This window comes from Fictibacillus solisalsi (genome assembly GCF_900103485.1).
Taxonomy (GTDB): Bacteria; Bacillota; Bacilli; order Bacillales; family Fictibacillaceae; genus Fictibacillus_C; species Fictibacillus_C solisalsi.
Genome location: NZ_FNHW01000001.1, coordinates 940,503 through 952,897, shown reverse-complemented (window position 1 = coordinate 952,897; position 12,395 = coordinate 940,503). Strand labels below are relative to the sequence as shown.

Below are 12,395 nucleotides of genomic sequence, written 5' to 3'. Positions count from 1 at the left end.
GCTAATTTACTCCCTTTTGCTGTTCATCGGGAGTGTAACGGACGAGCCCAATCGTAATATTGTCTTCTCCTCCGGCTTCATTTGCCAGGTTTACGAGACGGTCCGCTTTTTGATCCAGCGAGAGGCTATCATCATTTACGGTGGATTCCATCATATCCCGGGATACTTTATTCGATAACCCGTCCGAACACAGAAGCACAAGGTCGCCTTCGCCCCATGAAATGGTCTGGATATCTACCTCAATAACATCGTCGGTTCCCAATGCCCGGAGGATGACATTTTTTCTGGGATGATTTTCTGCTTCCTTTTCGGACAACTGTCCTGATCGAACCAGTTCATTGACAAGCGTATGGTCCTCCGTTTTTTGAATGAGCTTGTCTTCCGAAAAATAATAAACACGGCTGTCGCCTATATGTAAAATCGTTAAATAAGATGGGGTGCACAGCGCTCCGACAAGAGTCGTACCCATTCCATTGCAATCAGCATTGCTGTTGGCATACTGAAAAAGCTCTAAATTGGTATTGGTTACCGTCTTTAAAAGCCATTCTTCCGCTTTTACCGGCGTTTCAATCTCATCTTCCGTTATCATATTCCACGCCTTTTCGAAATGCTGAATCGTTTTGGAACTTGCTACATCTCCGGCCTTATGGCCGCCCATCCCATCCGCAATAAGGGCAAGAAAGTGTTCACCTTTTGTGAACACTCCCCCGCTGTCTTCATTATGCTGACGAACTTTACCTGTGTCTGTCTTAAATGCATACTGCAAAATACGTCACCTCGTCTCTTCCCGACGCTCCTTCGCCCGTAACTGCCCGCAAGCTGCGTCAATATCATGCCCCTGCTCTCTTCGAAGAGTCGCATTGACACCACGTTTTTTTAAGGTTTCCAAAAACTTAAAGATTTGGTTCTTTGGCGTGCGGACATAATCACGCTCCGGTACATAGTTCACTGGAATTAGGTTCACATGGCATTTTACACTTTTAATGAGGTCTGCCAGTTCCTCGGCATGCTCCACCTGATCGTTCACTCCGCCAAATAAGCCGTATTCAAAGGAAACCCTGCGTCCGGTTTTCTTAATGTAATAACGGATGGATTCCATTAGCTCATTCATCGGATACATTCGGTTCACAGGCATGAGTTTGCTTCTGATTTCCGTATTTGGAGCATGCAATGACACCGCAAAATTGATCTGCATGCCTTCATCTGCAAATTTATAAATATAAGGCACGATTCCACTCGTTGAAACCGTAATATGGCGTGCTCCTATATTAAGGCCCTTATCGTGGTTGACGACTTTCAAAAATTTAATAAGGCCGTCATAGTTATCAAAAGGTTCGCCAATTCCCATGATAACAATCGAGCTTACCCTCTCCTCAGTAGCATCAAGGGCGCGCTGTACCTGTAGCACCTGGGAGACAATTTCTCCGGCCAGCAGGTTCCGTTTTAACCCGCCGAGCGTTGATGCACAGAACGTACAGCCCAGACGGCAGCCTACCTGTGTAGTCACACAGACGCTATTGCCATAATCATGGCGCATCAGAACGGTTTCAATGGAATAGCCATCCTGCAGCTCAAACAAAAATTTGATCGTGCCATCGGAGGATTCCTGGCGGGCTACTTCTTTCATCGGATGAATATGGTACGTTTGTTCCATTTTCTCACGAAGCCCTTTTGGCAGATTTGTCATTTCTTCAAAACTTGCCACTCGTTTTTCATAAAGCCAATTGTAAATCTGTGCTGCACGGAACTTCGGTTCTTTAATTTCAGAAAGCCAGTTTTCCAGATCACTTAACTCAAGTGAAAAGATAGACGGCATAATGGCCGGGTTTTGCTGTTTTTCACTTAACGGTTTTAACATTGGGTTTCACCACCAGTTGTAGTCTTTTTCTTAAAGCATGCAAGGTAAAAACCATCACTGTTAAAGTATTGAGGAAGGATCTGTACTTGGGCTTGTGCAGGCACCACAAATGGTTTCAATGGTTCAGGCAGCCTCTCACTGAACTGGCTGTCCCATTCAAAATCGGGATGCTTATCCAGGAACGCTGCGGCAATCTCATGATTTTCCTCTTTATCGACGGTACATGTACTGTACAGCAATGTCCCGCCTGGTTTTAACAGTTTTGCCACTTTAGCTAATATTTGTTGCTGTATCTCAGCAATTCGATGAATGTCTTCTTCTTTTTTGGACCATTTAATGTCCGGTTTTTTTCGAATGACACCAAATCCGCTGCATGGTGCATCCACGAGTATTCTGTCAAACGAGCAGAATGCAAATTTATCTCCTGCTTTACGGCTGTCCAGCGCCTCTGTTGCTATGTTGCCCAAATGAAGGCGCCTCGCCTGCTCGTCGATCAGTTTTACCTTGTGCGGATGGAGGTCAAGCGCCGTCACCGCGCCTGTATTGTTTAACAGTTCGGCGATATGCGTCGTTTTTCCTCCAGGAGCCGCGCAGGCATCCAGTATATTTTCACCAGGCAACGGACCAAGTGCCCGTGCCACAAGCATTGAGCTTTCGTCTTGTATTGTAACATATCCTTCCTTAAATAAAGAAGAATGTGAAAGGCCGCCTTTATTTATCCGCACAGCATCAGGAGAAAGTTCCCCCTTGCTACCCGCAATTCCTTCCTTCTCAAGGGCCTCTAGCACCTGGTCACGGTTGGTCTTCATTACATTGACTCTTCCTGTAACTGGAGATGGCTTTGTATTGGCCGCACACATTTTCTCTGTTTCATGTAGTCCATATTGTTCAATCCATCGGTGAACAAGCCACAGGGGCATGCTGTACTGAAGGGACAGCCGTTCCTCATCGTTTTTAATGACTGAAAGATCTTTTGTCCCTTCCCGCTGTATTTTTCTCAACACACCATTGACCATGCCAGAGATCCCTTTATGACCTCGTGCCTTTGCGATTTCCACGGCTTCATTGATAATGGCATGATCCGGAACCCGGTCAAGATATATCATCTGATAAAGGGACATGCGGAGAAGAACCAGCACCCATTTGTCCAGTTTCTGAAGGCCCTTTGCCACGAAAGGCGCCAATAGATAATCCAGCGTGTTTTTCCGTTGAACGGTTCCGTATACCAGCTCTGTCAAAAGGCCTGTATCCTGCTGACTCAGTTTTGCTTTCTGGATCGACTGGTTGAGCAGAAGATTGCTGTAAGCCTGATTCTGTTCAATCTTTAGCAGCACATCCACTGCTGTATTCCTCACATTTTGTTTCAAGTTTTTTCACCCAGCCTTGTCCCGGGCTGAAGCTTCGCACCTTGTAAAAATTGTGTGGCGGCCATGCGTTTTTTTCCGGCAGGCTGGAGGTCAGTAATGAGTATCCCTGTGGAATTCCCGGTTTTGACAACCACTCCTTCTTTGTTGGTTTCTAGAACCGTACCGGGTTCAGCTTCAGTACCTGTTTTTACTTTTTTCCCCCACCATACTTTCAAGAGCTGTCCGTTCAGTCTCGTAAAGGCGACCGGCCAGGGATGCATACCCCTGATCTGGTTGTAAATGGCTTCACCGCTTTTGGACCAGTCAATCTCTTCCTGCTCCCTTGAAATATTATAAGCATATGTTACTTTTGATTCGTCCTGCTTGATGGGAGTCAGTCTGCCCTCAATCAAATCAGGCAATGTTTTGGAAAGGAGTTCGGCACCCGCAATGCTTAATTTTTGAAACATACTATCCACATGATCTTTTTCTTCAATCGGAACCTTGACCTGTGTCAGGATATCCCCCGCATCAAGCTTATCCACCATGTACATAATGGTTACACCGGTTTCTGCCTTACCATCAATGATGCTCTGGTGAATCGGTGCCCCTCCGCGGTATTCAGGCAGAAGCGACGCATGGACATTAACACAGCCGTATTGAGGTGCCTCCAAGATTTCAGAAGGAAGAATTTGTCCATAAGCAGCGGTCACAATCAAGTCAGGCTGAAAACTCAGTACTTCCTCATATTCAGCTCTCAGTTTTTTTGGCTGCAACACAGGAATACCGTGTTTCATGGCCTCTTCTTTTACCGGAGTCGGCTTAATTTCTTTTTTTCTGCCTTGAGGCTTGTCCGGCTGTGTTACCACTGCAGCAATCTCATAGCCATCTTCTACAAGTCTTCTTAAAACACCGACCGAAAAATACGGTGTTCCCATAAAAACAATTTTCATTTGTAACTCCTACCTTTCAAACTCTCCAGGTTCATAGTACGAACTGACCTTGGAGGTGAACAAAATGCCGTTCAGGTGGTCAATTTCATGCTGTAAGGCGCGAGCAAGAAAGTCTTCCGCCACGATGGTAAATGTTCTTCCGTTCCTGTCCTGTGCCCGTATGGTTACTTTTTGGGACCGCTTCACATCTCCGAAAATACCGGGAAAGCTTAGGCAGCCTTCCGGTCCATCCTGTTCGCCTTCACCATGCTCAATAATTGGGTTCACCAATTCAATCTTGCCGGTTTCATCACCCACATCTACAACAGCAACCCGCAAATCGATCCCGATCTGAGGCGCAGCAAGCCCAACACCTTCTGCTTCATACATGGTATCGAACATATCGTCGATCAGCTGGTGAAGTTCATGATGAAAGGATGTGACTGGTTCACAAATTTTTTCAAGAATTTCATCAGGGTAACAGACAATCTCCCTAACTCCCATCTTCTTTCTCTCCCGTCTGTACTACTTACATTATATTTTGAGCATTCATGTCCACTGAGATCTGGAGGCCGTTGGCGTCCATTTCGGACTGAAAATGCTGAAGTAATTCTGAAATCATTTCGCTCAATCCAGGTTCATTTTTGTATTTTATCATGACCTGGTAGCGATATCTATCTTTGATGCGGGCGATCGGTGATACGACTGGCCCAAGAATGATGGTGCCCCGTGAAACCTTCTGTGAAAGGTAGGATGCTGATTTCTCACTCGCATCCACCACCTTCATCAATTCCGGATGCGAGAAAGACAACAGGGTCAAATAATAATAAGGGGGATATTTATGGTCCCTTCTGATTTTCATCTCATCGTCATAAAACGCATGATAATCATGCTGAGAGGCAAGATCAATGCTGTAATGCCCGATCGTATAGCTCTGGATCACCACTTCTCCGGTTAGCTCATGCCTGCCTGCTCTTCCGCTTACCTGGGTCAGAAGCTGAAAGGTTTTTTCGGACGCTCTGAAATCCGGCAGATGAAGCATCGTATCCGCGGCAAGAACACCGACAAGCGTGACTTTTGGAAAATCCAGTCCCTTGGCGATCATTTGTGTGCCCAGCAAGATATCTGCCTTCCCCTGTCCGAAATCACTCAGCAATCTCTCATGGCTTCCTTTCCTTCCTGTTGTGTCAACATCCATCCTGATTACCCTTGCCTCGGGAAGAAGTCTGGCAAGCTCTTCTTCCACCTTTTGTGTACCGGTACCGAAAAAGCGGATGTATTGACTTTCGCACATAGGACATCGCAAAGGCATCGGCTCCTGATGTCCACAATAATGGCATTTCAGCAAATGCTGCCGTTTATGGTACGTTAATGAGATATCGCAATGCGGACATTCGCCAACATAACCGCAGTCACGGCACAGAATAAATGATGAATAGCCTCTCCGGTTTAAAAAGAGAACCGCCTGTTCTTTCCGGCTGAGCACTTCCTTCAGCTTCGTAAACAAATCACGTGAAAACATGGAGCGGTTACCGGCACGGAGTTCCTCTCTCATATCGACAACCGACACGGAGGGGAGTTCACGCTGATTGACCCTCTCGCTTAGTTCACAAAGGGTGTAAACCCCTTTTTGCGCTCTTGCATACGATTCCAGTGAAGGAGTCGCACTTCCCAGTATGACAGGACACCGGTGGTATTCTCCCCGGTGAACGGCTACCTCTCTGGCGTGATAGCGGGGGTTTTCCTCTTGCTTATAACTTGATTCATGCTCCTCGTCTATGATAATCAAACCGAGGTTTTCAAAAGGGGCGAACACTGCGGAACGGGCTCCGACAACTACAGATACCTCTTTCCGCTGAATTTTCCGCCATTCATCATATTTTTCTCCCGCGGACAAGGCACTATGCAGCACAGCAACGCGCGAGCCGAATCGTGCTTTAAACCGGTTAACCATTTGAGGCGTCAACGATATTTCAGGAACAAGAACAATCGCCTCCTGTCCTTTTTTTATCACCTTGTCGATGGATTGAAGATAAATTTCTGTTTTGCCGCTTCCTGTTACACCGTGAATCAAAATTGTTTCATGACGTTCTTCCTCAAGCGCTGACAATACCGGCCGGATACATTGCTCCTGCTGCGTGGTTAGTGGCAGCGGCTCTGTTGGCGTGATATCCCGGTTGCCATATGGATCACGATAGATTTCTTTTTCGATCGTTTGAACATACCCTTTTTGTTCCAGCGACTGTATCGCCGATCGTGTAGTATCAAGGATCTCAAGCAGATCCCTTTGCACCACCGGTTCCCCGGACTCGAGTAAAAGCGAAAGAATTTCCCGTTGTTTTACCGCCTGTTTGGAAAGGGACGCCATATGTTCCAGGATCTCTTCTTTCGTTCCCAAAGCCTGCACAAGCTTGATTTTTTTCTTGGAAACCTTATCTGACATCTGATAAATGACTTCCAGATGATTTTTTTGGACCAAGCGCTGAAACAAGCCGAGTGGTGTGGGTTTGACTTTCAACAAATCATCCATGGGTATGCGCTCGCGATGCCTGAACCACTCGGCTGCCTCTGCCGGCAAATCTTCCACAGAAATCCCAGTCACCATTTTGAATTCTTTATTATAGGTCGCTTTCAACGCAGCAGGGATCATCGCCTGATAGGCGGTAATCAAAAAGCACAACGTTCTTTGGGAAACCCACTGGCCGAGCCGCAGAAGCTCCTCCGTTAAGACGGGTACAGGATCAAGCAGTTCATTGATTTTTTTCAGCTTTTTTACGGATGGCTCGTCAGCCAGTTCCATGACAAACCCCTGAAGCTTACGGGGGCCAAATGGTACAGAAACCCTCATTCCCGGTTTTACCGTTTCCTCCAGCTCTTGGGGAACAAGGTAATCGAAGGTGCGGTTAACATTGCTGGCCGGCACATCCACGATCACTTTTGCGATCATAAAGCCATCAATTCCAACGCCTGAAGAAGCACTTCCTCGGCAACTTTTTCTTTCGACTGCAGCGGATATTCAATCGATGAACCATCCTTCTTATAAATAATGACTCGGTTGGTGTCCACACTGAACCCTGCGTCTTCCTGAGCCACGTTGTTGGCGACAATCATATCGAGATTTTTACGCTTCAGCTTATCCATTGCGTACTCTTCCAAATTGCCGGTTTCCGCTGCAAACCCGACCAGAATTTGCCGTTCCTTTTTCTGTCCGAGCACGGAAAGAATATCTTTTGTTTTTTCCATTTCCACCGACCAGTTTTCCTTGTTTTTCTTCATTTTTTCACCATATTTAATTCGGGGTGTGTAGTCAGCAACCGCCGCTGACTTAATGACAAGATCTTGGTCAGGGTACTCCTTCATAACCGCCTGAAACATATCCTCAGTGGATATAACATCGATAACATGTACGCCTGACGGTTTTTCTAGAGCTGTCGGCCCGCTGACTAACGTAACGGACGCACCCATTCTAGCAGCAGCTTTTGCGATGGCATACCCCATTTTCCCCGAAGAATAATTGGTAAAATAACGCACAGGGTCGACCTGTTCCCTTGTCGGGCCTGCCGTTACCAGCACATTTTTTCCCTTAAGAGGCAGCCCTGCAACGGATTCCGCTCCCGAAAAATGCCCCTCTATACAGGCGATGATTTCTTCGGGTTCAGCAAGCCGTCCTTTCCCGATATACCCGCAGGCAAGCAAGCCTTCGCCCGGCTCCACAAAGCGATAGCCAAAGTCCGCAAGCTTTTGCATGTTTTGCATTACTGCCGGATGCTGATACATATGCACATTCATGGCCGGGGCAATTATTACGGGTGCCTGAGTAGCCAGGAGAGTCGTCGTGATCATATCATCCGCAATGCCATTGGCCAGCTTACCGATACAGTTGGCCGTTGCAGGTGCCACCACGACAAGATTTGCCCAGTCTGCAATGTCAATATGGGCAACTACATTAGGATCTCGCTCTTCAAACGTGTCTGTGTATACTTCATTTCTGGACAAGGTCTGCAGGGTCAGCGGGGTAATAAATTTTTGAGCGGAGTCCGACATAATCACTTTGACATGAAACCCTTTTTGAAACAGCCGGCTCGCAATCGTCGCTGCCTTATAAGCCGCAATTCCGCCTGTCACACAAAGGAGTACATTTTTTTGAGATGGAGTCAAGGTTTGTTCCTCCCGTCTTTGTTTACATAATATATTTATAATCAATATCTTTGTTATTCTGTAAAAACTGAAAAAAATAACAACCTATTCTCATAGGTTGTTATTGTTCTCATTCCGAGTCAGTCTTTTTGGACGTTAGATAACCAGCGTAGATTTCTTCAAGCGCTTTTCCGACATATTTATGGGAAACTGGCTTTTCAACAATTCCGTTATTGCTTCTTTGAATCTCTCTTGCCCGTTTCGAAGAAAGAGTGACCAGTGAGTATTTAGAATCAATTTTGTCCATGAGGGCATCAATTGAAGGATAAAGCATAGTTATTCATCTCCCAGTAATTTTTTATAGCGGTTAGTGACCCGGTCAACTTTACAGTGTTCTGACGTAATGATGGACTGGATCCTGCTGCAGGCACTGCTTATTTCATCATTCACTACCGAATAATCGTAGTGCTGCATCATTTCGATTTCTTCCCTTGCAACGGTCATCCGGTTGTTGATAAGGTCCTCGGTTTCTGTGCCCCTGCCCACAATACGGCTTCGCAATTCCTCAAGGCTTGGCGGTGTCAGAAAGATAAATACCCCCTCAGGGAACGTTTTTCTCACCTGAAGTGCCCCCTGGACTTCAATTTCCAAAATAACATCCCGGCCCTCATCAAGTGTCTGATTCACATACTCGATCGGTGTCCCGTAAAAATTGCCAACATATTCTGCCCACTCAAGAAGCTCATTATTTTCAATCATATGTTGAAATTCTTCTTTAGTTTTGAAAAAATAATCTACCCCATGAACTTCTCCGGCGCGCGGAGTGCGGGTAGTTGCTGAAACCGAATATTGGATATCCAGTTTTTGCGCACGCAATGCTTTGCAAACAGTTCCCTTGCCGACACCGGAAGGTCCTGAGAGCACAAACAAAATGCCCCGTTCTATATCCATACTTACCTCCACCTAATTTTCTTCCGTTCCCTCTTCAATTGAGAGCAGCCGCTGTGCCACTGTTTCAGGCTGGACAGCAGAAAGGACAACATGATCGCTGTCGGTAATGATGACCGCTCTTGTCCGCCTGCCGTAAGTGGCGTCAATAAGCATGTTTCCGTCCCTCGCCATCGTAATAAGGCGCTTGATCGGTGCTGATTCCGGACTGACAACGGATATGATTCGGTGTGCTGCAACAATGTTTCCATAACCAATATTTATTAACTTCATGTATATAACCGCTCCTAACGTTGGTAGTTCTATTCTAGCCAGAACGAGCAAGATCATAATCATTTATGTACAAATTAATTACATGTATGGATATGTCCGTACCCAGCACATTTATATCATTTTAACATATTCCTTCGTTATTCTAAACAATTTTAGCTTTGTATACAAGCCAGAACCCAAAAAAGTGATAAAAACAGGTTTACTGTTCCTATCACTTTCGGCTCTTTGCCTACAGTTTTTTGAAAGCTTGAAACCCAGTAAGGGCAAAAGTGGGTATAGCGGCCATTCCCATAACAAGCAGCCAATCACGGAATGACAGTGGAACCGTGTGAAAAATCCCCTGCAGCGGCCCGATATACATGACGACAAGAAGTAGGGCCACAGAGGACAGCACAGCCAGCACAAGGGCCATGTTGCCAAACGGATTCCGGTGAAGGACCGACCGCTCACTCCGGCAGTCAAACACATGAATGAGCTGGGCCATAACGAGTGTACAAAAAGCGACGGTCTGGGCTTTCATAAGCTGATCGGGATGCTCGTTCAACGCAGTCCAAAATGCAAGTATCGTAACTGCGCCAATCATGAATCCACGGGAGATAATCTTCCAGCCCAAGCCTCTTGAAAATACCCCTTCGTTCGGTTTTCTTGGCGCCCGCTTCATGACATTATCCTCCGCCGGATCAATACCGAGGGCCATCGCAGGCAAACCGTCCGTCACGAGATTGACCCAAAGAATCTGAATGGGAACGAGCGGCATGGGCATGGAAAGAATCATGGCAAACAGCATCACAAGAATTTCTCCAACATTGGAAGCCAGTAGGTAGCGGATGAACTTCCTGATATTTTCATAGATGTTTCTGCCTTCTTCGATCGCTGCCCGAATCGTTGCAAAATTGTCATCGCTCAACACAAGAGAGGATGCTTCTTTGGCCACGTCCGTTCCTGTGATTCCCATCGCGATGCCGATATTGGCAGATTTAATCGCAGGCGCATCATTGACTCCATCGCCGGTCATTGCCACAATGTGTCCTCTTTTTTGGAGTGCTTTCACGATTTTGAGCTTGTGTTCCGGGGAAACGCGGGCGTACACATAAATGTTTTCTGCTTCCCGGACAAGATCATCCTCAGACATGAGCGACAGTGCGGCACCGTCGACGACTTTTCCTCCCTTGGGAAGAATATTAAGCTGTCTGGCAATGGCGCTCGCTGTCACCGCGTGATCTCCTGTAATCATAACCGTTTTGATACCCGCCTCATGGCAACGTTCGATGCTCTCTTTCACTTCCTCTCTCGGAGGGTCGATCATTCCTTGAAGCCCAACGAACGTCAGATGATTTTCATAGGATGAACCCGAAACGGGGTCATCCTTGCCGTTGATCGGTTTATAAGCAACCGCGATGGTCCGGAGCGCCTGGCTGCCTAGGCCCATGATCGCTTCTTTAACCTGTTCGGTATGATTTTGTTTCAGTAGCTGGCGACGGCCATCCCAAAGCACATAATCACTTTTCTCGAGCAAAACATCAGGTGCTCCTTTTGCGATTAAAAACATTTCCCCGTTAGTATTCCTAACTACCACACTCATCATTTTTCTCATGGAATCAAAAGGAACTTCGTCAATAATTTCAAGGGCATCGAGCATCGATTCTTTGGCTAATCCAGCCTTGGCCGCACTGATTAGTAAAGCAGCTTCGGTGGGGTCACCCATTATCCTCCCGCTTTCCTGAAGCTCCGCATTGTTGCAAATGGCTCCGTAAGACAGCAGCTGAAGCAGCCCATCATGCTGATCCACTCTAGTTTTTTGTCCGTTCCTTAAAAAATCTCCTTCTGTATCATAGCCGCTTCCCGTTACGTTCCATGTTACACCCTCACTCCATAAATGAGTTACTGTCATCTTGTTTTGTGTAAGCGTACCGGTTTTATCCGAGCAGATAACGGTTGCGCAGCCGAGCGTTTCCACGGATGGAAGCTTGCGGACAATAGCTCTCCGCTTGATCATCTTCTGTACGCCTAGGGCAAGGGCAATCGTGACTATAGCTGGCAAGCCTTCGGGAATGGCAGCAACGGCCAGTGAAACTCCCGCAAGCACCATGCTGTATAAATCATGTCCTCTGTACACACCGGTCACGACTACCAGAACTGTCAGAAGCAGGGCCAGTCCGATCAAAACTTTTCCAAGCTGCTCGAGCTTCAATTGCAAAGGGGTGGCAAGCGCATCTGCATTTTGAATCAAATGAGCGATTTTCCCCATTTCCGTATTCATGCCTGTTGCAATCACAATGCCTGTCCCGCTGCCGCGTGTAGCCATGGTACCCATAAAAGCCATATTGCTTTGGTCGCCAAGCGCGAGACCGCTTCCCCGGATGGCTTCCGATTTTTTTTGAACCGGAATGGATTCGCCGGTCAATGCCGATTCTTCGATATACAATCCTTTGGCTGAGACCATCCGGATATCCGCACCCACCCTGTCTCCCGCTGACAATCTCACAAGATCCCCAGGCACCAGTTCTTTCGCCGAAATTGGGCTCCAGCTGCCGTTCCTCATGACCATAGCCGAAGGTGCCGATAGCTCCCTAAGAGCACTGAGCGACTTTTCCGCCTTTCGTTCCTGAATGAAACCCAAAATCCCGTTCATGATAACGATGAGGATAATCGCGATGGCATCCAGATACTCCCCTAGCAAACCGGAAAGGAGTGTTGCTGCCAGCAGCACAAGAACCATAAAATCTTTAAACTGAGCAAAGAAAACGAGAAGGGCGGATGGTTTTTTCCCTTCCTGCAGCTGGTTATAGCCTGCCGACTTGAGCTTCTTCTGGCTTTCCTTTTCGCTCAGCCCGATCTCCAAATTGCTCCCGGTCAGCCGTTCAACCTCTTCCTTCGAAAGTTCATACCAATTCATTTCTC

11 protein-coding genes are annotated in these 12,395 nt (G+C 46.9%); all 11 read right to left on the bottom strand.

What is annotated here, in order from left to right:
• Position 1 precedes the first annotated feature (1 nt).
• The 11 genes from BLT53_RS04975 to BLT53_RS04925 all read right to left on the bottom strand — a co-directional run bounded on the left by BLT53_RS04975 (position 2) and on the right by BLT53_RS04925 (position 12,390).
• Positions 2–766 carry a Stp1/IreP family PP2C-type Ser/Thr phosphatase gene (locus BLT53_RS04975; RefSeq protein WP_090233208.1) on the bottom strand — a complete coding sequence of 255 codons (765 nt, stop codon included), beginning with the start codon at positions 764–766 and terminating at the stop codon, positions 2–4.
• Positions 767–772: 6 nt separating this feature from the next.
• Positions 773–1,858 (bottom strand): dual-specificity RNA methyltransferase RlmN, encoded by a 1,086-nt coding sequence (rlmN, locus tag BLT53_RS04970; RefSeq protein ID WP_090233206.1) that lies wholly within the window; start codon positions 1,856–1,858, stop codon positions 773–775.
• On the bottom strand, positions 1,852–3,225 hold the full coding sequence (rsmB, locus tag BLT53_RS04965) for a 16S rRNA (cytosine(967)-C(5))-methyltransferase RsmB (protein ID WP_090233205.1): 1,374 nt from the start codon (positions 3,223–3,225) through the stop codon (positions 1,852–1,854). Before rsmB ends, rlmN begins: the two co-directional genes overlap by 7 nt.
• Entirely contained in the window at positions 3,222–4,157 is a 936-nt protein-coding gene (gene fmt / locus BLT53_RS04960; protein WP_090233203.1) for a methionyl-tRNA formyltransferase, read from the bottom strand. The genes rsmB and fmt overlap by 4 nt, the downstream gene beginning before the upstream one ends.
• Positions 4,158–4,166: 9 nt before the next feature.
• Entirely contained in the window at positions 4,167–4,640 is a 474-nt protein-coding gene (def, locus tag BLT53_RS04955) for a peptide deformylase (RefSeq protein ID WP_090233202.1), read from the bottom strand.
• A 25-nt stretch (positions 4,641–4,665) separates the two neighbouring features.
• Positions 4,666–7,083 (bottom strand): primosomal protein N', encoded by a 2,418-nt coding sequence (priA, locus tag BLT53_RS04950; RefSeq protein ID WP_090233200.1) that lies wholly within the window; start codon positions 7,081–7,083, stop codon positions 4,666–4,668.
• Positions 7,080–8,294: a bifunctional phosphopantothenoylcysteine decarboxylase/phosphopantothenate--cysteine ligase CoaBC gene (gene coaBC, locus BLT53_RS04945; protein ID WP_090233199.1), complete on the bottom strand. Its 1,215-nt coding sequence runs from the start codon at positions 8,292–8,294 to the stop codon at positions 7,080–7,082. Before coaBC ends, priA begins: the two co-directional genes overlap by 4 nt.
• A 109-nt stretch (positions 8,295–8,403) precedes the next feature.
• Positions 8,404–8,607, bottom strand: coding sequence for a DNA-directed RNA polymerase subunit omega (gene rpoZ, locus BLT53_RS04940; RefSeq protein WP_061969326.1), 204 nt, complete (start codon positions 8,605–8,607; stop codon positions 8,404–8,406).
• A gap of 2 nt (positions 8,608–8,609) precedes the next feature.
• The gene (gmk, locus tag BLT53_RS04935) at positions 8,610–9,224 is read right to left on the bottom strand and encodes a guanylate kinase (protein WP_090233197.1); all 615 of its coding nucleotides are present in this window, start codon (positions 9,222–9,224) and stop codon (positions 8,610–8,612) included.
• A 12-nt stretch (positions 9,225–9,236) separates the two neighbouring features.
• Positions 9,237–9,500, bottom strand: a complete 264-nt coding sequence (gene remA / locus BLT53_RS04930; protein ID WP_061971570.1) for an extracellular matrix/biofilm regulator RemA — start codon at positions 9,498–9,500, stop codon at positions 9,237–9,239.
• Positions 9,501–9,723: 223 nt separating this feature from the next.
• On the bottom strand, positions 9,724–12,390 hold the full coding sequence (locus tag BLT53_RS04925) for a calcium-translocating P-type ATPase, SERCA-type (RefSeq protein WP_090233195.1): 2,667 nt from the start codon (positions 12,388–12,390) through the stop codon (positions 9,724–9,726).
• Positions 12,391–12,395 lie beyond the last annotated feature (5 nt).